Source organism: Rhodothermus marinus, assembly GCF_009936275.1.
GTDB classification, from domain to species: Bacteria; Bacteroidota; Rhodothermia; order Rhodothermales; family Rhodothermaceae; genus Rhodothermus; species Rhodothermus marinus_A.
This window is the reverse complement of the sequence record NZ_AP019797.1, coordinates 2,632,341-2,654,394: the sequence shown is the minus strand read 5'-3', so window position 1 is coordinate 2,654,394 and position 22,054 is coordinate 2,632,341. Positions and strand designations below refer to the sequence as shown.

The window sequence follows — 22,054 nt, the reverse complement described above, 5'->3', positions numbered from 1 at the left end:
AGTATGTTGATAACAAGTTTTTAATTTAATAAAATTGGAATCGTGATTGCAGCGGCTAATTAAAACAGAAAACGCCATGAAGCATCTCCGCCACAGCCTGTTGCTTGGAACCCTTTTGCTGGCCACCATGGTCCGGGCCCAGGAGGTTCAACTGGGCGCCGACGTGGTCAGCCGGTACATCTGGCGCGGCACGGACTTCGGTGAGTCGATGAGCGTGCAGCCGGGACTGAGCCTTTCGGTGGGCGCGCTGACGGTGGGTACGTGGGCCTCCTACGCGATCTCGGCCCCGGGCGCCGGTGCCAACGAGCACGACCTTTACCTGAGCCTGAGCTTCGGGGCCGTTTCGATCGGCGTAACGGACTATTACTTCCCGGCGCCGGGAGGACCCAAGTTCTTTGATTTCGATGACAACGGGGAAGGCGCGCATTACCTGGAGCCGTTTCTCCAGATCAGTGGGCCGGAAACTGCGCCGTTTACGCTGTTTGCTGGCTTTTTTGCCTATAACGATCCGGACAACTCGATCTACCTGGAAGGGCAGTTTCCGTTTGTGGTCAACGGGGTGGAGATGGGGCTGACCGTAGGTGTGGTGGCCGGCGAGAGCGGATTCTACAACACGGGCGGCGTGTCGCTGGTCAATCTGGGCCTCTCGGCCTCGCGTACCATCCAGATCACCGAGTCGTTCGGATTGCCGGTTTTCGTGCGGTACATCCTGAATCCGAATCCACGCGTGGAGCGCTCCTATCTGGTGTTCGGCTTCAGCCTCTGAGCGGCGCTGCGGGGGAGAAAAAAGGCGCCCCGGTTACCGGCTGGCCGGGGCGCCTTTTGCCTTTCAGTTGCCGGGCGATTGCGCCGTGTTTTCCCCGGAAGTTTGCTCGGCGGGAGGCAGCTCCTGCGGCGGTGGGGGACGCCGCTCGATGATCACGTCCACGTCGCTGACCAGGGCGGCAATGGCGCCGACCGCGGCCAGCGTCGGCGCAAACAAGACGGCGGCCGCCGCACCGCCGACTCCCACCGAGAGCGGAAATTCCAGCAGGACGCGATCGTCCTTTTTCAGAATGACGCGCCGGGCATTTCCTTCCTCGATGATTTCGCGGATGCGATCCAGCAACTGTCCGCCCTTGACCTTGAACGTCTCAAAATGCTGTCTGGGCTCGGCCATGGCTCCTCCCTGAGATCGACGAAATGGGTTGCGTTCGTCGATCCTTACGACAGGGGGCGCCTCCGGTTGCAGCGTAGACGGGAAAGATTTGCAACGCCTCAGTTTGTCGTAGCGTAGCTTCGAAACTCGAACCAGAGCAGCATGGCCGCATCCGTCTCTCCGAAAGGACAGCCCGCCTTCCGGTAGGCCGTCCAGACCCGGTGGTACAGCGCCAGCACATAGCGCTGAAGCACCGGCGGCAGTTCGGCAACGGCTTCGTGGTCGAAGGTAAACGACATGGGACGACCGGGCACCTGTTTCATAGCAAGGCATGGTTGCGGGTTCGTCTAACAGGGGGATCGACCGAAACCGCGCCGAGTTAAGCCCGGCGAAGGGATTGCGCCTTTTCTACCTATATGAATGCGCCGGAAGTTACTCCGAGAAGGGGGTTTTTCTTTAAGCCGCCCGGAGCGTTTCGGAAGTAACACGGACGGAAGCACTGCGGTATGTTACGTACAGTCAGGTTTCCAAATCAACGGAGGAAGTATGCAGCCGGCCTTTCTGGAAGTTCGTCCAATTCCTTCGGTACGGGCGGAGCCCGTCTCCCTTGTGGTGGACCGTGAGGGAATCATTCGCTCGGTGAGCCCCGGCCACAGCAGCTGGCTGGGGCCGGGACGGCATCGACTGCTGGGGCATCCCTGGTGGGGACTGGTGCATCGTCATGATCTGGAGCTGGCGCTGCATTATGTGCAGTGCGTGCAGGATGGGGTAGCGGGACCGCGTGTCTGGCGGGTGCGTGTGCGCACCGGGACGGGCACGTGGCGCTGGGCGCAGATGATGGCCATGCGGCAGCATGACGGGTTCATCCGCCTGTGGCTGAATCCGTTAGAAGCGGCCGGCTGAGCTATGACCGTCAGGTGTCGTTGCATCGGGCTGCTGGCGTGCGGTCTGCTGGTGGCGACCGGCGCCCATGCGCAGCCGACCTGTGCCTTTCGGACCGGCCGCAACGCCACGCTCCTGCTGCCGGCCGATGCGTTGCAGGGACTTGATCTCCGGCCGGGCGATCTGTTGCTGGCCTTCACACCCGAGGGGCGATGTGCCGGACAGATCCGCTGGGAGGGGCACAGCACGGCGCTGACGCTCTGGGCCGACGATCCCATGACGCCGGAAAAAGACGGTTATGCCGTGGGCGACAGCCTGCGGCTCATGCGCTGGCGCCCCGGCACGCCGTTGTTGCCGCTGCAACTCATCCTGGCAACCGATCGCGCCTACTGGATCTCCATCAACCGTTACGTGCCGGACGGCCTCTATCGGGCACGCCACCTCGCGCCGGGTTCGTAAAGCGGAAACCTCCTTCTTCTCTGGCGAATACCAGCAGCACTGCTGCAGGAACCCGGCCTTTGTCCCATGGAATCGCTGGATCCGGCCATTCGTACCGTCTGGCGCATCAAGCTGCTGCTCTGGACGCTGCTGGTGCTGATTCCCGTCGTTTTCTATGAAGTAACCCATCTGTTTGCGCCGGATCGGTGGTTGCCCCCGGGTTCTCTGCTGGGGCTGGTGCTGGTCGGGGGCGGTGTGATGAGCTGGTGGTTGCCCCGGCTGCGCTATCGCTACTGGCGCTACGCGCTGGGTCCCGAAGAACTGGTGCTGGAGCGGGGGGTGCTGGTGCGCGTGCGCACGATCGTGCCGCTGCGGCGCGTGCAGCATCTGGACATTGCCCAGGACCTGATCGAGCGCGAATTCGGGCTGGCCCGCATCGTGCTGCACACGGCCGGTACCCGGCACAGCGCCGTCGTGCTACCCGGCCTGCGCCAGGAACAGGCCGAGGCGCTGCGGGATGCGATCAAGCGGTACCCGCTGGAGGAAACGCTCTGATGGAACGTTCGCCTGCGTCCGAACCATCCTCCAAAGCCCCGCAATTCCGCCGGCTGCACCCGTTGACGTTGCTGGTGCGCCTGCTGATGAGTCTGCCGGCCCTCCTCATTCTGCTGCTGCCGGCGCTTCGGGGCCAGACGATCGATCAGGGGACGCTGATCACCCTGATGCTGTACGGCCTGCTCGCCTTTCCGTTGATTCTGGCACATTACCTGCGCTTTCGCTATGCGCTGACGCCGCGCGAACTGCTCATCGAAAGCGGCGTGCTGACGCACCGGCGACGCAGCATTCCGATCGATCGCATTCAGAACATTCAGATCGAGCGGACGCTGCTGGCGCGGTTGCTGGGGCTGGCCCGCGTGCGCATCGAGACGGCCGGGAGCGCCGAAACCGAAGGGGAGATCGCTTTCGTCAGCCTGGCCGAAGCGCAGCGGCTGAAAGAACAGGTGCGGGCGTTTCGGAGCGGTCCGGTGACGGAGCAACCGGTGCAACCGGCACGCACGCTGCTGTTTGCCATGACGCCCGCGCAGCTACTGCGCTCCGGGGCATTTCACTTTTCGCTGGTGTACCTGGCCGGTATGTTTTCCGGCATGGAGTACCTGGACCTGACGCCCGAGGACCTGATCGACTGGGTGGTGCGCGGGCGGCTGCACTGGGTGCAGGAGGCCTTCGAGCAGGCGCCGCTGCTGGCCACCATGGCCACGCTTCTGCTGGCGGCGCTGCTGGGCTGGGTGGCCGGGATCGTGGTGCATGTGGTGCGCTTCTACGGCTTTCAGCTCTGGCAGGAAGGGGAACGCTTCTACCGGCGCAGCGGTCTGTTTACCGTGGCGGAAAGCGCGCTGCCCCGGCGACGGATTCAGGCCCTGGTCATCCGGACCAATCCGCTCATGCAGCACTTCGGATGGTATGCGCTGGAGGCGCAGCTGATCGGGCTGGACCGCGAAACGCAGGGCGTACAGACGCTGGTGCCTTTCGGGCGGCTGTCCGAGATCCAGCAAATTGCCGCCCATGTGTGGCCGATCGCGCTTCCTGCGAGCTGGCAGCGCGTCTCGCCGCGCATGATCCGCCGCGCCACCGTGCGTTACCTGCTGATCGGGGCAGGAGTGCTTCTGGGACTGGGGTGGATCTGGCCCGAAGTGCGCTGGCTGCTGCTGGGGCTACCCACAGGGGCGCCGTTGCTGGCCTGGCTGCAGTATCGCCGTCATGGCTACGCGGTGGAAGCGTCCTACCTGTTCGTGCGGCAGGGTGTTTTCCGGCACCGCATCTGGTGCCTGCCCTATCAGAAAATGCAGGTCTTTTCGCTGTCGCGCTCGCTGTTTCAGCGCCGGCTGGGACTGGCCAGTCTGCAGGTGGATATGGCCGGCGCGCCGGCTATCGGAGGCCCGCAAATCCGAGACCTTCCCGAGAAAGAAGCTGAAAAGCTTCTGCAGTTTGTCTACGAGCAGTTTCAGACGCATTGCCGGATGCAATCGCCGGCATCGTAACCGCAGGGGCTATTCGGGGGCAAAACGGCAGGTGCCGCGTACAAGCCCGGAAAGCAACGAGTTGACGTATGCATCCACTGCTGCTGCCGGGCACGGTCTGGCTCGACACCGCCCGACCGGACGAAGAAAACCGCCGGAGTCTGCTGTTCATGCGGCCGGTCCGGGTACTGCAGGCCGACACCCCGGAGCAGGTGCCGGCGCTGCTGCGGGCACTCGACGGGGCCGTTGCGGCCGGTTACTACGTGGCCGGCTACATGGCCTACGAGGCCGGCTATGCGCTGGCGCCCATGCCGCTCCAGGTGCCGGACGAAACCGGGCCGCTTGCCTGGTTTGGCGTCTATGAAATGCCGCACGTGCTGGCACCGGCGGCTACGGCCGCGCTGGCAGGGGAGACCGGCGATTATGCGGTGCGGGATCTGCACCTGGCGCTTTCGCGCGAGGCCTATCGCGAGCGCGTGCAGCACATCCGCGCACTGATCCGGGAAGGCGAGGTCTATCAGATCAACTTCACGCTGCCGCTGCGTTTCCGCTTCGAGGGCGATCCGATCGCGTTTTACCTGGCCCTGCGGCGCCAGCAACCGGTCCCCTACGCCGCCTTTGTCAACACGGGCGAGCGGTTGGTGCTGAGCCTGTCGCCGGAGCTTTTCTTCCGGCGCAACGGCGAACAGATCTATACGCGCCCGATGAAAGGCACGGCGCGGCGTTCGTCGCTCCCGGAGGAAGATGCCCGGCTGGCCGAGGCGTTGCGCACCGACGAAAAGAACCGGGCGGAAAACCTGATGATCGTCGATCTGCTGCGCAACGACCTGTCGGTCTGCTGCGAGCCGGGATCGGTGGCGGTCTCCGAGCTTTTCCGCGTCGAAGCCTATCCGACGGTCTGGCAGATGACCTCGACGGTGACGGGACGGCTTCGGCCCGGGGTGGGCTATGCCGAGCTGTTCCGGGCGCTGTTTCCGTCGGGGTCCGTGACCGGCGCGCCCAAGCTCCGGGCCATGCAGCACATCGCGCGTCTGGAGCCGACGCCGCGCGGCGTCTACTGCGGGGCGATCGGCTACGCGGCGCCGGATGGCGAGGCGGTGTTCAACGTGGCCATTCGCACGCTGGAGCTGGCCGGAGCAGAGGGGCGAATGGGCGTGGGCAGCGGGATCGTCTGGGACTCCGATCCGGATGCGGAATACGAGGAGTGCTGGTTGAAGGGGCAGTTTCTGCGGGCGGCCGCCGAGCCGTTTGCGCTGATCGAGTCGATGCGCTGCGAACAGGGACGCATTCCGCTGCTGGAACTGCACCTGGAACGTCTGCGCCGGTCCGCCGCGCATTTCGGGTTTTCGCTGGACGAAGGGCGGGTGCGGGCTCAGCTGGAGCAGGTGCAACAGGCGCTGGACCCTGCGAAGGTGTGGCGGCTGCGTCTGACGCTGGAGGTGTCGGGGCAGACGCAGCTGACCACCGCCGAGCTGGAACCGGAGCCGGATCGGCCCTGGCGGCTCTGCGTGGCGCGGGAGCGGCTGGACCCTTCCGATCCGCTGCGCTATCACAAGACGACGCGCCGCGCCCATTATGAAGCGGCCTATCTGCAGGCGAAGGCGGCCGGTTTCGACGAAGTGTTGTTTTTGAACACGCGGGATGAAGTCTGCGAGGGCTCACGCACCAATCTGTTCGTGCAGCTCGACGGGCGGCTCTACACGCCGCCGGTTTCGTGCGGGCTGCTGCCCGGCGTCTATCGGCAGCACGTGCTGCGCACGCGTCCAGACGTCGAAGAACGGGTGCTAACGCTGGCCGATCTGCGCCGGGCCGAGGCGCTCTACGTATGCAACGCCGTGCGTGGCTGGCGACCGGCCGTGCTGGCGGTGCCCGAACCAGTGCTCACGACCCTCTGAAATCTATGGAAGGCGAAACCGTCAGCCTGGATCACCTGGAAGAACTGCTCGACGACAGCCCGCCGTTCAACGTGCTCTCGGGCGCCGAGCGACGTCAGCTTTTCGACGAAGCGCTGCTGGCCTTCTACGAGCCCGGCACGGAAATCCTGGCGCAGGGTGTGGTGCCCGCGCATCCCCGCTATCTGTATCTGGTGGTTTCCGGAGCGGTGCAGCTGACGGACACCGAAAGCGGGCGGCTGATCGACCGCTGCGACGAGGGGGCCGTGTTCGGGCACTACGCATTGCTGCGCGAAGGACCGCTGCCCTACGAGGCGCGGGCCATCGAGCCCACCCAGTGCGTGCTGATTCCGGAGGCGGCCTTTTTCCGGGTGTATCGTTCCAATCGTGCCTTTGCCGCTTTTTTTGACAATGATCTGGCCGCGTTTTCCGCACGGCTACGTCGCGAGCAGGCCGATGCGGTGGGGGCGTCGCTGCTCCTGAACACGCCGTTGCGAACGCTGGTCCGGCGTCCACCTGTCGGATGTGCGCCCGAAACACCGGTGCAGGAAGCCGCCCGGATCATGCGGGCCGAGCGGATCGGTTCCATTCTGGTGATGGATGCCGATCGGCGTCCTGTGGGTATTCTGACCAACAGCGACCTGCGCGACAAGGTGGTAGCCGAAGGGCGCCTGCCCGACATGCCCGTCGAGGCGCTGATGAGTGCGCCGCCGGTAACGATTGCCGCCGACGCCCCCATTCTGGAGGGGCTGGTGCTGATGGCGCGGCACGGGTTTCATCACCTGGTGCTCACTGAAGACGGCACGGCCGCCAGCCCGGTGGTGGGCGTCATCTCCGGGCAGGACATTGCGCACGCCCGCGGGCACGACCCGGTGGCTACCATCAAGCGCATCGAGCAGGCCGACTCGCTGACCGTGCTGGCAGCGCTGCGTGAGGAGACGTTCGTGCTGTTGCGCCAGCTCCGGCACCAGGGCGTTCCGGCCGTCGATCTGCTGCGCATCAGCACGGAGCTGAGCGACCGGGTGGCGGTGCGCGTGCTGGAGCTTGTCGAAGCGCAACTGCGGGAAGAACGGCCCGACCAGACGCCGGAGCTGCCGTGGGTCTGGATGGCGCTGGGCAGCGAAGGGCGCCGGGAAATGAGTTTCAAGGCGGATCAGGACAACGCGCTCATCTATGCGGATCCGCACGACGAAACGCGGGCACGTCGGGCCGAGGAGTGGTTCGGCGAGCTGGCGCGCCGGGCCAACGACGCGCTGGAGCAGGTGGGCTTCCCGCGCTGTCCGGCCGACATGATGGCCTCCAATCCCCGATGGCGGCAGGCGCTCAGGGGATGGAAGCGCACGTTCCGGCGCTGGATCTTTGAACCTGACGAAAAGGCGCTGTTGCACGCTTCGATCTTTTTCGACCTGCGGGCCCTCTACGGCGCCGGTGAGCTGGTCGAGCAGCTCAAGGACGATCTGCAACAGGCGCTGCAGGAAGAACGTGGCTTTCTGCCGTTCATGATGCGCAATGCGCTGCGCAACCGGCCGCCGCTTTCGTTTTTCCGACGTTTTGTGCTGGATCGTTCCGGCGAGCAGCGCCCCGGCTTCGACATCAAGCTGCGCGGGCTGATGCCCATCGTCGATCTGGCCCGAATTCTGGCGCTGGAAGCCGGTTACCTGCGCACGACCGGAACGCTCGACCGACTCCAGGCGGCCGCCGAGCGGATCCCCGAGGTTCGCCAGACCTGCCAGAATCTGCAGGAAGCCTATCGCCTGCTGACCGAGGTGCGGCTGGATCATCAGCTGCGCCAGATCGAAGGGGGGCAGCCGCCCGATAACCACATCGTGCCCGAGCAGCTCAGCGGCGTGCAGCGCAAAATGCTCAAAATCGTCTTTTCGATGATTCAGGAGGCGCAGGAAGCGCTTGCCATGCGCTACGGGGCCCACATGATTCGCATGTGAGCCTTGATTTTTTGCCGTTAAAACCGGTTATTGGCGCCGTTCCGTGTTCATTCTGTAACGCAACGGACAGAACGCACGCCTATGGCCACACCGGGTGCAGAGCGGGGCCAGTGGGGCTCCCGCGTGGGCTTCATTCTGGCGGCCGCCGGCTCGGCCGTCGGGCTCGGCAACATCTGGCGCTTCCCCTATGTCACCGGTCAGAGCGGCGGGGCCGCATTTGTTGTGATTTATCTGGCCTGCGTGGCGCTGGTCTGCCTGCCCTATCTGTTTGCCGAGCTGGTGCTGGGACGACACACGCAGAAAAATCCGCTGGGCGCCATCCGGACCATCCGCCCCGGCTCGCCCTGGGTGCTCGTGGGCGGCCTGTGCGTGCTGACCGGCGTCTTCATCCTGAGCTACTATGCGGTCATTGCGGGCTGGACGTTCGGCTACATCTTCAAAAACCTGCTGTTTGCACACCTGGACTTCGGGCACTTCATCGCCAGCCCGTGGATCGTCATTCCACTGTTTGCGCTATTTCTGGGGCTGACGATGCTGGTGGTTTTCGGCGGGGTGGAGGAAGGGATCGAGCGCTGGTCGAAGGTGCTCATGCCGCTGCTGATTGGATTGATGATCGTCCTGATCGTGCGCTCGGTGACGTTGCCCGGCGCCGAAAAGGGCCTGGCATTCTACCTGAAGCCGGATTTTTCCAAGGTGACGGGCGAGGTGGTCGTGGCGGCGCTCGGGCAGGCGTTTTTCTCGCTGAGCCTGGGCATGGGCGCCATGATCACCTATGGTTCTTACCTGTCGCGGCATGAAGACGTGGTAGTGGCCGGCTCCTACGTGGCGCTTTTCGACACACTCATCGCACTGATGGCCGGTTTTATGATCTTTCCGGCCGTTTTTGCCACGGGACACGATCCGGCCAGTGGCCCGGCGCTGGTCTTCATCGTGCTGCCCGAGATCTTCCAGGCGCTGCCGCTGGGGAATCTGATCGGGGCCCTGTTTTTCCTGCTGCTGTCGATTGCCGCGCTGACGTCCACCGTTTCGCTGCTGGAAGTGGTGGTCGCCTACTTTGTGGACGAGCGGCGCTGGAGCCGGAAGAAGTCGGTCTGGACGGTAGGCGCGCTCACGTTCCTGATCGGATTGCCCTCGGCGCTGTCCCAGGGCACCGTGGCGGGACTGAGCAACATGGACTGGTTGTTCGGGGCGGACGGCCTGCTCGGACAGCACGACTTCCTGAGCATCATGGACGCCATCTGGGGCAACCTGGCACTGGCGCTGGGGGCGTTGCTGATCAGTATCTTCGTGGGGTGGGTCTGGGGCGCCGATCGGGCGGCCGAAGAGTTGCGGCAGGGCAGTCGGGTAGGACCCGGACTGGTGCGCGTGTGGCAGTTTTTCATCCGATACGTCTGCCCGGTGGTGATCTTCATCATTCTGCTGAACGTCTTCCGGGGCTATCTGGGTTGAGGCGGCACGGTGCTTGTTGCCACGTTGCGGACAGGTCGGGTGGAACCCGGAGGCGGGTTCGTCGTCAATCCCTTGCCTTCGATCATTTTTGTGCTAAATTGTAAAGAAACCTGAGCGTTGAACCAACCGGGGCCTGACGCCCCTACGGCCTTGGAAGCAGACGCACCGCCATCTCGTGCTGTTTTTTACCTGCTGACGTTTCCTTTTGAGCTGACCTCAGAGCCGGCAGCGCTCGTCACGGCAGGCGTTTTCTTTGTGTTGTTCTTGTTGATTTCGGCGCTGCTGTCCGGTTCGGAAGCGGCGCTGCTGTCGCTGCGGACGGTCGGGTTTACGTCCGGTGAGGCGACCGATCCGGCCGTTCGCCGGTTGCAGGAGCTGCTGGCCCGTCCCCGTCATCTGATCGTGACGCTCCAGCTGCTCAACACGCTGGCGAACGTGGGCGCGGCCCTGATGGCCGTGGTGCTGGCAGCGCGGCTGGCGTGGCAGGTCCACTGGCCGCCGGCGCTCGTGCTCCTGACGGAGTTGCTGGTTGTGGCGCTCGTGCTGCTGGTGGTGGGGGAGATCACACCGCGCCTGCTGGCCGGACGCTACGCCGAGCCGTTCGCCCGACGCATGGCCGCCGTGGTCTGGCTGCTGCAACGCGCGCTCTATCCGGTGGCCGATGCGCTGGTGCGGCTGAGCGCGCACGTGCAGCGACGGCTCCGCGCTCTGGAGCGTCCGCTTTCGCCGGATGAGCTGAAAGCGCTGGAGGTGGCGCAGGACGGCATGCTCGGCGAGGACGAACGCGAGCTGCTGGCCGCCATCCTGGAGTTCGGTGAAACCACGGTGCGGGAGATCATGGTGAGCCGGCTCGACATTGTCGCCATTCCCGAGACGGCCACCTTTGGCGAGGTGCTCGAGTGCATCCGCACCAGCGGCCACTCGCGCCTTCCGCTCTACGCCGAACACCTCGACAACATTCTGGGCATCGTCTATGCCAAGGACCTGCTTCCGTATCTGGGACGGGCTGAGCTGGACCGGCCGCTGAACTGGCGGGAGATCGCCCGGCCGGCCATGTTCGTGCCGCTCAGCAAGCGGCTGGACGATCTGCTGCGCGACTTCCAGCGGCGCAAAACGCACATGGCCATCGTGGTGGACGAGTACGGCGGGACGGCCGGCCTGGTGACGCTGGAAGACGTGCTGGAAGAGATCGTGGGCGACATCCGTGACGAGCACGACGAAAGCGAGCCGGTCCTTTACGAGCAGCTCGACGAATACACCTACCGGGTTGATGCCCGGATGAACCTGGACGATCTGGCTGAGCTGCTGGGCATCGAGCTGGACACGGAGTCGTTCGATTTCGAAACGCTCGGTGGTCTGATCTTCCACCTGCTCGGCGTGATTCCGGAGCCGGGCGACGAAGTGCAGTATGGCCCGCTGCACCTGCGCGTGGAGACGGTCGACAACCACCGGATCGGCCAGGTGCTGGTGCGGGTTGAACCGACGCCGGTAGCCGTCCGCAAGAACGGAGCCGAGTCATGACGTGGCTGCTGGTAGCCATCAGTCTGGGTTGCTGCCTGCAGGCGTCCGAGACGTCGGTGAATGCCGAACGAGACCTGCTTCCGGGGCCTGTTCCTGAGGACAGGGAAACGGCGAAAGTCGATCCGTGGCTGGGCTACGACAAGGTGCAGCATGTAACGTTTTCTTTTCTCTGGACGCTCAGCAGTCAGTATGCCCTGGAGCAGAAGGCAGGCTGGCGTCCGGGTCGGGCCTGGCCGCTGGCGGCCGGTACGTCGGCCGCGGTGGGGCTGGCCAAGGAACTGTACGACTGGAAAGTGGGTCCAAGTCGGCGCTTCAGCTATCGTGATCTGGTGGCGGACGGTCTGGGCATTGCCCTGGCCGTCGGTTTTATTTTCCTGTAAACCCTCCCCGCGGTAAACCAGGCGATCGGGCCTCCGAGGTCATGCGTGAAATCAAAGAGTACTGCGGTATTTTTGGCGTTTACAATGCCCCCAACGCGGCGCGTCTGATCTACTACGGCCTGCATGCGCTCCAGCACCGGGGACAGGAATCGGCCGGCATTGTGACGTCCACCTACGACGAGGTGCGCCAGCGTCCCGTCATGCCGGTACACAAGGGCTTCGGGCTGGTGCTCGACGTGTTCGACGATCCGTCCATTTTCGAGACCAAGCTGCTGGGGCGGGCGGGGATCGGGCACAACCGGTATTCGACGAGCGGCTCGGCCACCAATCCGGCCAACATCCAGCCGTTCGTCGTGCACTACCGCGACGGCAACATTGCGCTGGCACATAACGGCAACCTCTCGAACGCGCGCGAGCTGCGCCAGGCCTTCAGCGAACGGGGCACCCTTTTTCTCACCACCAGCGATAGCGAGCTCATCCTGCACCTGATCGCCCAGAGCCGTCGCCAGCGCCAGATCGATCAGATCATCGACGCGCTCACGCAACTCGAAGGGGCTTTTTCGCTGCTGATCCTGACCGACTCCAGCCTGATTGCCGTGCGCGATCCGAACGGTTTCCGGCCGCTGGCGCTGGGACGGTTGCGCAACGAGGACGGCTCCTGGGCCTACTGCGTGGCCAGCGAAACCTGCGCGTTTGACCTGATCGGTGCCGAGTATGTGCGCGACATCGAGCCCGGCGAGATCCTGGTCATCGATCAGAAGGGCTGCGAGACGGGTCAGTTCGAGCGTTACTTCCTGCCGCGCCGCTATCGCATCAGCCAGTGCATTTTCGAGTATGTTTACTTTGCCCGGCCCGACTCGAAAGTCTTTGGCGAGATGGTCGACAAGGTGCGACGCAAGCTGGGCAAGCAGCTTGCGCACGAGGCACCGGTGCCGGAGGTCGGTCCGGACGAAAAGCCGCCGATCGTGATCTCGGTCCCGGACTCCTCCAATACGATCGCGCTGGGCTACACCACCGAATGCCAGAAGCTGGGCTACCGTTGCCGCTACGAGATCGGTCTGATCCGCAACCACTACGTCGGACGCACCTTTATCGCGCCGGGCCAGGACCGACGCGAAATGCGCGTCCGGTGCAAGTTCAACACGGTCGAAGGCGTACTGCGCGATCGTATCGTAGTGGTGGTGGACGATTCCATCGTGCGCGGCACGACCTCGCGTTTTCTGGTCAACATGATCCGACAGGCGGGGGCGCGCGAAGTGCATCTCCGGATCGCCTCGCCACCGGTGATCAGCCCGTGCTTCTACGGGATGGACTTCCCGAGCGCCGAGGAGCTGCTGGCCAACAAGTTTGCCAGCATCGAGGAGATGCGCCAGTGGCTGGGGGTGGATTCGCTGGCCTACCTGTCGGTCGAGGGACTGATGAAAGCCGTTCGCTCGGCCCATCCCAACGGACTGGACTACTGCAACGCCTGCTTCACGGCCGACTACCCGGTGCCCGTCGAGATGGGCGTGACGAAGGAGGAGAACGAGTGGTAGTTCAATAGCCGGCCGCGCCGCCTTCACCACGCGGATCGACGCCCGCCAGGTAGACCCGGGTCACGCCGGGCACGGGCGCCAGCTCATCCGGTCCATAGACTACCTGGATGGCGTGTGCCCGACCGCTGGTGCCGTCGCGCTCGACGACCTTCCAGCCCCGTCGCTTCAGGTTTTCGACCACATCGCGCGGCAGGCCCCGGCGTTCGTAGTAGAGCACATCGGGTAGCCACTGGTGATGAATACGCGGGGCCAGCACGGCCTGCTGGATGTTCATCCCGTGGTCGATCACGTTCAGCACGAGCTGGAAGACCGTCGTGATGATGGTCGATCCGCCCGGCGTTCCCAGCACCAGAAAGAGCCGGCCTTCCGGATCTTCGACGATGGTGGGGGTCATGGACGAGAGCATACGCTTGCCCGGTGCGATGGCGTTGGCCTCGGAGCCCACCAGCCCGAACATGTTGGGCACGCCGGGCGCCGCGCTGAAGTCGTCCATTTCGTTGTTCAGGAAAAACCCGGCGCCATCGACCACCACGAGCGAGCCGTAGGCGCCGTTGATCGTGGTGGTCACGCTGACCGCGTTGCCCTCGTCGTCGACCACCGAATAGTGCGTGGTTTCCTGCGACTCGAAGGCCCACGGATCGCCGTGCGTGACGCGCTGGCTGGTATCGGCCCGGTAGGGGTTGAAGTCGGCCATGCGCTGGCGCATGTACTCCTTGCGGAGCAGTCCCTGCACGGGGATCTTCACAAAATCGGGATCGCCCAGCCACTGCGCGCGGTCGGCGTAGACGCGACGCATGGCCTCGGCCATCAGGTGGATGGTGGCGCTGCTGCCGAAGCCCATCTCCGCAATGTCGTAGGGCTCGACGGCGTTGAGAAGTTGAATCAGGCCGATTCCGCCGGAGGAGGGCGGTCCCATCGAAATGATCCGATACCCCCGGTAGGTGCCGACGACCGGGGGACGTTCGATGGCCCGGTAGGAGGCCAGGTCTTCGTGCGTGATCAGGCCGCCACCCCGCTGCATTTCGGCCACGATCAGGTCGGCCGTTTCGCCCCGGTAGAAATCGTCGGCCCCGTACTGCTGAATGCGTCGGAGCGTGCGGGCCAGGTCCTTCTGCACGAACAACTCGCCCTCCCGGAAGGGTGTGTCTTTTACGAAATATTTCCGGGTAGAGGGATAGCGTGAAAAGGCTTCGCGGAAGGCGTTGAAGCGGGCGGCCTGTTCGCGGGTGAGGCGGAAGCCTTCTTCGGCCAGGCGGATGGCCGGTTCCAGCACCTCAGTGCGGGAAAGGCGGCCGTATTTCTCATGGGCCATGAGCAATCCGGCCACCGAGCCGGGCACGCCGGAGGCCAGGTAGCCCTGCTGGCTGCGTTCGGGCACGAACTGCCCGTTTTCGTCCAGAAACATGTCGCGGGTGGCCGCCCGGGGAGCCGTCTCGCGGAAATCGATCGTGGTGGTGCGGCCGTCGGCAAAGCGGATCACCATGAAGCCGCCACCTCCGATGTTGCCGGCCACCGGATGCACCACGGCCAATGCAAAGCCGGTGGCAACCGCTGCGTCGATCGCATTGCCGCCGCGTCGGAGCATCTCCAGTCCGGCCTCGGAAGCCTCCGGACGCGCCGAAACCACCAGCCCGTGATAGGCCCGGTAGGGGCGGGGGATGTCGCCTACCTGTGCCCGGGCTACCTGGACCAGCAGGATCAGCGCAAGCGGCCAGCACCAGTGATTTTTCTTTGCACGAAAATAACAGAAGTCGCGGGTAATTTGGGATCTAACGTTACCTCTGGATGAGTCAAAACGTAACCACTGCGCCAGAAGCGCAAGATAAAAGCGCTTTTGTTTCCTTTTGAACCGGTGAAATTTCATGGCGAACCCCGGTATATTCCTTGCCCCGCCTTGCTCTGCCATGTGTGATTAAAAAACAGGAAGTTATGCGGTACCGTATCGACCAGGCCATCCGGTTTCTGACGATCAGTGCCGGGCTCGTGGGCCTGCTGGTGTATGCGGTCTTCCACCTGCTGTGAGTGCAGGCGAGGTCGCTGGCTTTTCTGGAACGCCCGTCAGTGGGTAGCCGGGTGCAGCTCGAGACCCGGCTGCCGATGGAGGAATTCTTGATAGAGCCTGAGCTGGCGGTTGTCCATCGGAATCAGATATCCGTCGATAAACACGTACCGCACCTGCGTTTTTGGTTCAAACGGATCGCCGTCGGATACAAACAGGTTGGCTTTTTTGCCCACTTCCAGCGAGCCGATCAAATCGTCCACCCCGAAGATTTCGGCCGGGTTGATGGTGACGGCGCGGAGCGCGGCCTCGCGTCCCAGTCCATAGGCGGCCGCAAAGCCGGCATGATAGGGCAGATTGCGCACGTTCTCGGCTTCGCCCGTGCGGATGGCGATCTTGACCCCGGCTGCGTGTAGCAGCCCCGCGTTGGCGTAGGCTTTGTCGTAGCGGTCGGATTCACGGGTGGGCAGTGAGAGTACGGGACCGACCAGACAGGGAATGCCGGCCTCGGCGATCTTGTCGGCCACGCGCCAGCCCTCGGCCACGCCGCTGAAGACCACGCGCTTCAGGCCCCGTTTTTTGACCCACTGGATGGCTTCCAGAATATCGGGTGCCAGATCCACTTTGATCATGAGCGGCATTTCGCCCCGGATGACCGGCAGCAGCGGCTGCATTTCCGGCACGTAAAGCGGCTTCGGGTTCTTCTCCGGGTTGGCACGGTAGGCCGAGTCGATCCGGGCGTAGCGTTCGGCGCGGTCCCAGACCTCGTTCAGCTTGTCCATCGCCTCGCGGAAGGCTTTTTCGATGTCTTCCGGCTTGCGCCGATCCCAGGGGCCGCGCCGGCCTTTGGACGGGAAGTCGAGCACCATCAGGCGCACGCCGCCCACGTGCATCTGCTCGGGCGTATAGCCGAACAGGTTGATCAGAGCAGCCTTGCCCGGAAGCAGTCCGCCCTCGGGCTCGGTGATGACCGTGGTGACGCCGTTGACGCGGTTGACGGGAATGAGCACCGAATTCGGGTTGACGGCCGTCAACGCATCCACCTGAGGCGTCAGATCACCCAGCTCGCGGTAATCGCGCGTTTCCGGCAGCGAGCCGATTTCGATCAGCCCCAGATGGGTGCCGCTGTCGATAAAGCCGGGATAGATCTCCAGCCCGGTGCAGTCGATGACTTCCGCTTCGGGCGGGATTTCCACGTCCGTGCCGATGGCTACGATGCGGTCCTCGCGGATGATCAGCGTGCCGCGCTCGATGACGCCCTGGGTGACAGTGACGATGCGGGCGTTTGTCAGGGCGAAGACGCCCCGGCGAGCTTTCGGTACGTCGGTAGCCTGTGCGGCCGGCAGGCTCAGCAGCCAGCCGATGATCCAGAGCAAAAGCAAGCGTTTCATTGCCACTCGGACTGTAGCGTTTCGGTGAGAAACTCGATCAGATCGATGCCTTCCAGACAGCGATGGCCATGCTGGTGGTCGCCCCAGCGGATGGCCAGCTCCACGGGACGCTCGGGATCCACGCGGAGGCGCATATCGTCGGGATCGCGGTCGGCATCGAAGCGGACGATTCCGTCCACGATGGTTTTCTTGCAGACCGCGTAGATCGAAAGCGGGTGGGCGCTGAAGATGGCCAGATCGGCGTCCTTGCCCACCTCGATGGAGCCGACGCGATCTTCGATACCAAGCTGGCGGGCCGGATTGATCGTGATGAGGGCCAGCGCCTCATCCTCGGTCAGTCCGCCGTACTTCATGGTCTTGGCCGCCTCGTGGTACAGGTGTCGGTTCAGTTCCGGTGAGTCCGAATTGATCGAGGTGATCACGCCGTTACGGGTCAGGATGGCCGCGTTGTAGGCCGTGGAGTAGTACACCTCGAACTTGTAGGCCCACCAGTCCGAAAAGACCGAAGCCATGGCGCCGAAGGCGGCCAGTTCGGGCGCCACCTTGAAGGCCTCGTTGGCGTGTTGAAAGACCACGCGCTGGATGCCGAAGTCCTTCAGCACGCGCATCAGCATGAGGATTTCGTCGGCGCGGTAGGAATGGCAGTGAATGAGGATGTTACCGCGGAGAATGTCGGCCAGCACCTCCAGGCGTTCGTTGTAGGGAGGGGGCACAGCGCGCGGGTTGCGTTTGCGTTCCTGCTCGTAGCGGTCCCAGGCCTCCATGTAGCGCCGGGCCTTATGAAAGGCGTCCCGGATGATGAACTCCACGCCCATGCGGGACAGGGGTGGAACGTTGTGGCCGCGTCCGTGCACGCGCGTGGGGTTTTCGCCCAGGGCGAATTTGATGGTCCGGGGAGCGCCTTCCATGCGGAGGGCGTCCGGGTCGGTCTCGCCGTAGCGATGCTTGATCGTTTCGTTCTGGCCGCCGATGACGTTGGCCGAGCCGTGCATGACGTGCGAGATGGTCACGCCGCCGGCCAGCGCCCGGTAGAGGCGGATGTCGTAGGGATCCAGCACATCGCCTACGCTGACTTCGGCCGTTACCGGGTTGGTGGCCTCGTTCACGTTGGAGATGGCGATGTGCGAGTGGGCGTCGATGATGCCCGGCATGACGTACATACCGGTCGCATCGATCACCTCGACACCATCGGGCACTTTCAGATTTTGTCCGATGGCCGCAATCTTGCCGTTGCGAATCAGGATGTCCGTGTTTTCCAGGGTGCCGTTGGTGACGGTCAGTACCGTCCCGTTGCGGATGAACAGGTCGCCTTTCCGCTGGGCATGGGCCGTTGTGATCAGGCCCAGCAGCAGACAGCAGGCAAGCAGATACACGCGAAACATAGCCACAGGCAGGGGTTAGCGTTCAGGTCCGGAAGTACGGGTGCAGCGCATGGGCAGGGCGCCGACGCCGGGCACGTCGATGGTGCCCTCGGCCGCATTGCCGCTGAGCGTCAGCCGCGCATTGACGCGCCCGTAGGCGTTGGTTGTGACACTGAAGGAAAGCTGCGAACCCTCCAGCGTCAGGTTTTCCAGCGGGAGTTCCTGAGGGATGGCGCTACTGGAAAGCGTGCCGGATTGTCCCTCGATGCGCAGCGTCGTGTCGACGGAGCCTTCCGGCGAATCCACCGTGCAGGACCAGGTGCCGTCGGCGCGGGCCGGTGTGGCACCTTCCTCGCGCGCACGCGGACGCCGGGCCGGTTCCTTGATCTCGAACAGCTCGCCGGCCACGAACACGTAGCGGATGCGCGTCTTTTCGTCGAAAAGCGGTCCGGTCGTTACGACCAGGTTGGCCAGCTTGCCGGCCTCGACTGTGCCGGTGGCGCGATCGATCCCGAGCAGGCGGGCCGCGTCGATGGTCAATGCCGCCAGCGCCGCCTCCTCGGGCAACCCGTATTTGATCATGGTGCGCAGGTTGCGCAGGATTTTGTCAGGATCAGCATCGCGCGTACTGAAGCCAAAGCGCAGGCCGGCTTCGTGCAGAAGCGCGGCTGTTTTGTAATATTTGATGCGCTCTTTTGCCTGACGCGCCTTCAGATTTTCGATTTCCGCCGGCACATCACGATAGCTGGATACGTGCAAATACGTATGATACCGAGCAGCCAGCGAATCGTCCGATAGCTTGCCGAGTTTGCTGGTGTCATTCGGGGCTTCAGGCAGGTCCAGCGTTAGAAATAGCGGAATATTTGCCTGTTTGAGTTTTTCCAGCACGTCGAAGCTCTGGGCAAGTCCGGCCAGTCGGAGCGGAAAGTCGAGCTGTTGTTGCAGGGCCAGCACCCGGTGAATGTCCAGGGCATCTTCGGTGTAGAAGAAAACCGGCTGTCGTTTTTCCAGCACCGGGAAGAAGGCGGCGTGGACCGGATCGTAGGGAGGAGGCTCCAGGCCGCGCGGATCGCTGGCGTAGAGCGTGGTGTGTTGCCGGCGGCGGGCTGCTTCGCGGTAGAGCTGACGGAAGCGGGCCAGTACGGCCATGTCGGTGGCCGGATAGACGCCCTGGGCCGGTTCGAGCTGGGCAAACAGCGACACCTCGCCCCGGTAGACCATTTCGGCCGGAGTCTGGCCGCGCAGAAAGATCAGGGCGCCCTGTCCCGGCAGCATGCGGCCGCGGGGCACGACGTGGGCCATGGTGAAGCCCACGCGGCGCAGCTTTTCCACGGAGGCGTCATCGGGCTTCAGCAACGTGCGCACATCGCGCTCCGGCGTCAGTCCGGCCAGTTCGGGAGGCGGATCGCCCGGATTCTGCACGCGACGGCGCTCTTCCTGCTGGTTTTCGTCGCGGCGTGGTGCCGGCACGCCTGCGTGGGAGAGGCCGTCAATGAAACCGGCGTAGACCACCAGCGAATCACCTTCCAGCACCCAGGCGTCGGTGGGCACCGGCACGTCCGGGCCGACCGCCTCGATCACCCCGTTGCGGAGCACGACCGTGCCCCGGGGAATTTCCCGTCCCGGCGCGACTACAATGCGGGCGTTGGTGATGGCGTAGGTCCGGGTGATGGTCGGGATGTCATTTCGGGTGGAGGCCTGTTGCCCGGGGGGCTGTTGTGCGCTTAGTTCAAGCGGAAGCGCTACCAGAAGAAAACCGGTCAGAACAAAACAGCGGAGTCGCATGGGCCGTGCTTCAATACGTGGACAACAACTGACGGAATATAACATGCGCCTGCAGTTCTGTCCAGCGGCGGCGCGTGTCGGCTATGAAAAACCTGAGCTGTTCATGCATGTGGATGTGCTATTGGTAACTTTTGTATAGCGCGCTGCAACAGAGAGGTCTCTGCAGGATACATTATTAAACTGCGATACATAATTCAGAAAGAAACTCTATCAAGATGTGTATCGTTAACCTTGTTGCTTAACTTCATGCTATAACCCACCACTTAACAGGAGATACGTCATGTATAGCACGAAAGGAATTGAAGCCGTTGCGACCATTACGGAACTTCGGTCGAAGACGTCGGAGCTGGTTGAGCATGCCAAAAATATTGAGCGGGGTATTCTGATTCAGAAGAACAACGAACCCTACGCGGTGCTCATCAGCTACGATCTGTACCTGAAGCTGCTGGGTGAGCAGGCGGAGCCCGTGCAGACGACGCGCCGTCGCCGCAGTCGGAAGAAGGAGAGCACGAACGGCAGCGAAGGGCAGCAGCAATAATCAGCGCATTTGCAGCAGCTGCTTGAGCGTCTCCACGCGCGCAACCATGGCTTCCCGGTCCATGTTGCGCAAGGATTCGGGAAGCAGGGTGCGGCTGGTGCATTCCAGTGCGGCAACCAGCGTCTGAAGTTCGATCTCCAGGGGGTAGGTGGGCGGCAGAAAGTCGTCCACCACCTCCTGGAGCAATTCCGGTGTTACTCGGTCCAGTCCCTGAGCGGCCGCCCGGAATTTTGCACGGGTCAGCAGGGCTTCCAGCTCGGCGCCGCTGAACGATCGCTCGCCGTTTCGCAGCACGTCCGGCACTTCGTCCAGCGATAGCTCGATGCCCGTACGTCGAAGCATCACCTGAAGCAGCTCATCGCGTTCTTCCTGCGTGTCGGGATAGAACAGCGCGATGTGCTCTTCGGCGCGGCCCTGGCGTTTCAAATCGACCGGCATCAGATCGGGGCGGGCCGTCAGCAGAAAGAACAGGATACGTCCCCGGTGGGCCGGGTTGCTCATGAACGAGGCAATCTGGGCAAATACGCGTTTCGAGACGCCCGAGTCGCCCTCGGCCTCCCGGTGACCCAGCGCCGCGTCGGCCTCGTCGATCATGACGGCCACCGGCGTCATGGCTTCCAGCAGGTTCAGGATTTTTTCCAGGTTGCCTTCAGTCACGCCCTGCCACTGAGAACGAAAGTTCTTGAGGCGGACCATGGGGATGCCGATCTCTCCGGCAAAGCAGGTGATCAGGAACGTCTTGCCGGTGCCGACCGGACCGGTCACCAGGTAACCCATGGGCAGTACGTCGTAGCGCCCCTGGCGCAGCGCTTCGGCGGCGGCCCGCAGCAGCGCTTTGGCCTGCCGGTGCCCCGCCACCATGTCCAGGTTGTAGTTGGTCTCGATGAATTCCAGCAGGCCGTAGGCCTCGGCTTCGATAAAGGCCTTTTTGGTGGCCGACAGACGCTCGAAGGTCAGCCGCGTGTGGTTTTCCAGTACGTCGGCGAGGATGGTCCGCAGCTGCACCAGGTTCAGCCCGGCCGTATGATGGGCCAGCACGGCCGGCGACATCTCGGAGCGCGCGCGGAACGCCTCGGCCTGATCACCCAGATACGCTTCGATGAACCGGCGCCGCTCGGCTTCGTCGGGCAGCGGAATCCGAATGGCTGCCGTATAGGGATTCTGCACGAGCTGGCGGTGCAGATCGGTCAGATTCTCCGTGATCAGGCAGACCGTGAAGTCGCTTTTCAGAAACAGCGGATCGTGGGACCACTTGAGCAGGAACACCAGCGCATCGCGATCTTCGCTGCTGGAGAAAGCGCCTTCGGCCATGGGGACGATCGTCTCGGCGTAGTCGATCACGCAGGCGATGCGTCGGCCTTCGGCCAGGCGCAGGCGGAAATAGCGTTCCAGCAGCGAAAAGACGCGCACCGGATCGCGTGGAATCTGGCGCGTGTAGTTCGTGCCGTGCAGGTGGTCGAAGCCTTCCAGCGCCCGGAGAAAATCCTGACGCATGTCCGGACGGGCGAACTGCAGCCCGGCCGAGCGGTCGTAGAAGAGCACCAGATCGCGCGGCGCGAACAGATCGTCCCGCAGAAAATCCCGCAGGGGCACGTAGCGTACCTGACCGGCCTCGACCAGCGGGACCAGATCCCGCACGTTGCCATGCAGAATGAACTGATTGAAGGTCTTCGTGAAATAGCGGCGGGCCAGCTCGCGCACCCAGTCGGGGTAAGCGACCGATGCGTCGGCGGATGTTGTGCTCGGCAGGGCCATCGATAACAGGGCTTGCGCGTTTTGAAAAC

19 protein-coding genes are annotated in these 22,054 nt (G+C 63.6%); 12 read left to right on the top strand and 7 right to left on the bottom strand.

Features of this window, described 5'->3' with window-relative positions; genetic code table 11:
• Positions 1-76 precede the first annotated feature (76 nt).
• Positions 77-766, top strand: a complete 690-nt coding sequence (locus GYH26_RS11500; RefSeq protein WP_161541771.1) for a TorF family putative porin — start codon at positions 77-79, stop codon at positions 764-766.
• A gap of 63 nt (positions 767-829) precedes the next feature.
• Here GYH26_RS11500 and GYH26_RS11495 read toward each other — a convergent pair whose 3' ends face one another.
• Positions 830-1,159 carry a DUF4342 domain-containing protein gene (locus GYH26_RS11495; RefSeq protein ID WP_161541770.1) on the bottom strand — a complete coding sequence of 110 codons (330 nt, stop codon included), beginning with the start codon at positions 1,157-1,159 and terminating at the stop codon, positions 830-832.
• A gap of 98 nt (positions 1,160-1,257) precedes the next feature.
• Positions 1,258-1,461: a hypothetical protein gene (locus GYH26_RS11490; RefSeq protein WP_012844609.1), complete on the bottom strand. Its 204-nt coding sequence runs from the start codon at positions 1,459-1,461 to the stop codon at positions 1,258-1,260.
• Positions 1,462-1,684: 223 nt separating this feature from the next.
• Between GYH26_RS11490 and GYH26_RS11485 the strand changes: the two genes are divergently transcribed.
• The 10 genes from GYH26_RS11485 (at position 1,685) to purF (ending at position 13,196) form a co-directional block, all read left to right on the top strand.
• A complete protein-coding gene (locus tag GYH26_RS11485; RefSeq protein ID WP_161541769.1) occupies positions 1,685-2,041 on the top strand; it encodes a PAS domain S-box protein in 357 nt (118 codons plus the stop codon).
• A gap of 3 nt (positions 2,042-2,044) precedes the next feature.
• Complete coding sequence (locus tag GYH26_RS11480; protein WP_012844608.1) at positions 2,045-2,479, top strand: hypothetical protein; 435 nt, start codon at positions 2,045-2,047, stop codon at positions 2,477-2,479.
• 66 nt (positions 2,480-2,545) lie between these two features.
• A complete protein-coding gene (locus GYH26_RS11475; RefSeq protein ID WP_161541768.1) occupies positions 2,546-3,013 on the top strand; it encodes a PH domain-containing protein in 468 nt (155 codons plus the stop codon).
• Positions 3,013-4,497 carry a PH domain-containing protein gene (locus GYH26_RS11470; RefSeq protein WP_161541767.1) on the top strand — a complete coding sequence of 495 codons (1,485 nt, stop codon included), beginning with the start codon at positions 3,013-3,015 and terminating at the stop codon, positions 4,495-4,497. The genes GYH26_RS11475 and GYH26_RS11470 overlap by 1 nt, the downstream gene beginning before the upstream one ends.
• Positions 4,498-4,565: 68 nt before the next feature.
• Complete coding sequence (locus GYH26_RS11465) at positions 4,566-6,371, top strand: aminodeoxychorismate synthase component I (protein ID WP_161541766.1); 1,806 nt, start codon at positions 4,566-4,568, stop codon at positions 6,369-6,371.
• A 5-nt stretch (positions 6,372-6,376) separates the two neighbouring features.
• Complete coding sequence (locus GYH26_RS11460) at positions 6,377-8,311, top strand: putative nucleotidyltransferase substrate binding domain-containing protein (protein ID WP_161541765.1); 1,935 nt, start codon at positions 6,377-6,379, stop codon at positions 8,309-8,311.
• Between the two features lie 81 nt (positions 8,312-8,392).
• Entirely contained in the window at positions 8,393-9,760 is a 1,368-nt protein-coding gene (locus GYH26_RS11455; protein WP_161541764.1) for a sodium-dependent transporter, read from the top strand.
• A 255-nt stretch (positions 9,761-10,015) separates the two neighbouring features.
• Entirely contained in the window at positions 10,016-11,281 is a 1,266-nt protein-coding gene (locus tag GYH26_RS11450) for a hemolysin family protein (protein ID WP_161541763.1), read from the top strand.
• The gene (locus tag GYH26_RS11445; RefSeq protein ID WP_161541762.1) at positions 11,278-11,661 is read left to right on the top strand and encodes a hypothetical protein; all 384 of its coding nucleotides are present in this window, start codon (positions 11,278-11,280) and stop codon (positions 11,659-11,661) included. The genes GYH26_RS11450 and GYH26_RS11445 overlap by 4 nt, the downstream gene beginning before the upstream one ends.
• A gap of 41 nt (positions 11,662-11,702) precedes the next feature.
• Positions 11,703-13,196, top strand: coding sequence for an amidophosphoribosyltransferase (purF, locus tag GYH26_RS11440; RefSeq protein ID WP_161541761.1), 1,494 nt, complete (start codon positions 11,703-11,705; stop codon positions 13,194-13,196).
• A gap of 1 nt (position 13,197) precedes the next feature.
• Here the strand turns inward: purF and ggt are convergent, their stop codons facing one another.
• The 4 genes from ggt to GYH26_RS11420 all read right to left on the bottom strand — a co-directional run bounded on the left by ggt (position 13,198) and on the right by GYH26_RS11420 (position 19,732).
• Positions 13,198-14,823: a gamma-glutamyltransferase gene (gene ggt, locus GYH26_RS11435; protein ID WP_242006399.1), complete on the bottom strand. Its 1,626-nt coding sequence runs from the start codon at positions 14,821-14,823 to the stop codon at positions 13,198-13,200.
• A 431-nt stretch (positions 14,824-15,254) separates the two neighbouring features.
• Positions 15,255-16,586, bottom strand: a complete 1,332-nt coding sequence (locus tag GYH26_RS11430; protein ID WP_161541759.1) for an amidohydrolase family protein — start codon at positions 16,584-16,586, stop codon at positions 15,255-15,257.
• Positions 16,583-17,968 carry an amidohydrolase gene (locus GYH26_RS11425; RefSeq protein WP_161541758.1) on the bottom strand — a complete coding sequence of 462 codons (1,386 nt, stop codon included), beginning with the start codon at positions 17,966-17,968 and terminating at the stop codon, positions 16,583-16,585. The genes GYH26_RS11430 and GYH26_RS11425 overlap by 4 nt, the downstream gene beginning before the upstream one ends.
• Positions 17,969-17,983: 15 nt before the next feature.
• Positions 17,984-19,732 (bottom strand): amidohydrolase family protein, encoded by a 1,749-nt coding sequence (locus GYH26_RS11420; RefSeq protein ID WP_161541757.1) that lies wholly within the window; start codon positions 19,730-19,732, stop codon positions 17,984-17,986.
• A gap of 280 nt (positions 19,733-20,012) precedes the next feature.
• Between GYH26_RS11420 and GYH26_RS11415 the strand changes: the two genes are divergently transcribed.
• Positions 20,013-20,270, top strand: coding sequence for a type II toxin-antitoxin system Phd/YefM family antitoxin (locus tag GYH26_RS11415; RefSeq protein ID WP_161541756.1), 258 nt, complete (start codon positions 20,013-20,015; stop codon positions 20,268-20,270).
• On the opposite strand, the gene GYH26_RS11410 is transcribed toward GYH26_RS11415, so the two are convergent.
• The gene (locus GYH26_RS11410) at positions 20,271-22,025 is read right to left on the bottom strand and encodes an ATP-binding protein (RefSeq protein WP_161541755.1); all 1,755 of its coding nucleotides are present in this window, start codon (positions 22,023-22,025) and stop codon (positions 20,271-20,273) included.
• Between the last annotated feature and the right edge of the window lie 29 nt (positions 22,026-22,054).

What these genes read in the sequence shown, in the direction of transcription:
- GYH26_RS11500 (WP_161541771.1), top strand. Translation starts at nt 77, where the DNA reads ATGAAGCATCTCCGCCACAGCCTGTTGCTTGGAACCCTTTTGCTGGCC.
- GYH26_RS11495 (WP_161541770.1), bottom strand. Translation starts at nt 1,159, where the DNA reads ATGGCCGAGCCCAGACAGCATTTTGAGACGTTCAAGGTCAAGGGCGGA.
- GYH26_RS11490 (WP_012844609.1), bottom strand. Translation starts at nt 1,461, where the DNA reads ATGAAACAGGTGCCCGGTCGTCCCATGTCGTTTACCTTCGACCACGAA.
- GYH26_RS11485 (WP_161541769.1), top strand. Translation starts at nt 1,685, where the DNA reads ATGCAGCCGGCCTTTCTGGAAGTTCGTCCAATTCCTTCGGTACGGGCG.
- GYH26_RS11480 (WP_012844608.1), top strand. Translation starts at nt 2,045, where the DNA reads ATGACCGTCAGGTGTCGTTGCATCGGGCTGCTGGCGTGCGGTCTGCTG.
- GYH26_RS11475 (WP_161541768.1), top strand. Translation starts at nt 2,546, where the DNA reads ATGGAATCGCTGGATCCGGCCATTCGTACCGTCTGGCGCATCAAGCTG.
- GYH26_RS11470 (WP_161541767.1), top strand. Translation starts at nt 3,013, where the DNA reads ATGGAACGTTCGCCTGCGTCCGAACCATCCTCCAAAGCCCCGCAATTC.
- GYH26_RS11465 (WP_161541766.1), top strand. Translation starts at nt 4,566, where the DNA reads ATGCATCCACTGCTGCTGCCGGGCACGGTCTGGCTCGACACCGCCCGA.
- GYH26_RS11460 (WP_161541765.1), top strand. Translation starts at nt 6,377, where the DNA reads ATGGAAGGCGAAACCGTCAGCCTGGATCACCTGGAAGAACTGCTCGAC.
- GYH26_RS11455 (WP_161541764.1), top strand. Translation starts at nt 8,393, where the DNA reads ATGGCCACACCGGGTGCAGAGCGGGGCCAGTGGGGCTCCCGCGTGGGC.
- GYH26_RS11445 (WP_161541762.1), top strand. Translation starts at nt 11,278, where the DNA reads ATGACGTGGCTGCTGGTAGCCATCAGTCTGGGTTGCTGCCTGCAGGCG.
- purF (WP_161541761.1), top strand. Translation starts at nt 11,703, where the DNA reads ATGCGTGAAATCAAAGAGTACTGCGGTATTTTTGGCGTTTACAATGCC.
- GYH26_RS11430 (WP_161541759.1), bottom strand. Translation starts at nt 16,586, where the DNA reads ATGAAACGCTTGCTTTTGCTCTGGATCATCGGCTGGCTGCTGAGCCTG.
- GYH26_RS11425 (WP_161541758.1), bottom strand. Translation starts at nt 17,968, where the DNA reads ATGTTTCGCGTGTATCTGCTTGCCTGCTGTCTGCTGCTGGGCCTGATC.
- GYH26_RS11420 (WP_161541757.1), bottom strand. Translation starts at nt 19,732, where the DNA reads ATGCGACTCCGCTGTTTTGTTCTGACCGGTTTTCTTCTGGTAGCGCTT.
- GYH26_RS11415 (WP_161541756.1), top strand. Translation starts at nt 20,013, where the DNA reads ATGTATAGCACGAAAGGAATTGAAGCCGTTGCGACCATTACGGAACTT.
- GYH26_RS11410 (WP_161541755.1), bottom strand. Translation starts at nt 22,025, where the DNA reads ATGGCCCTGCCGAGCACAACATCCGCCGACGCATCGGTCGCTTACCCC.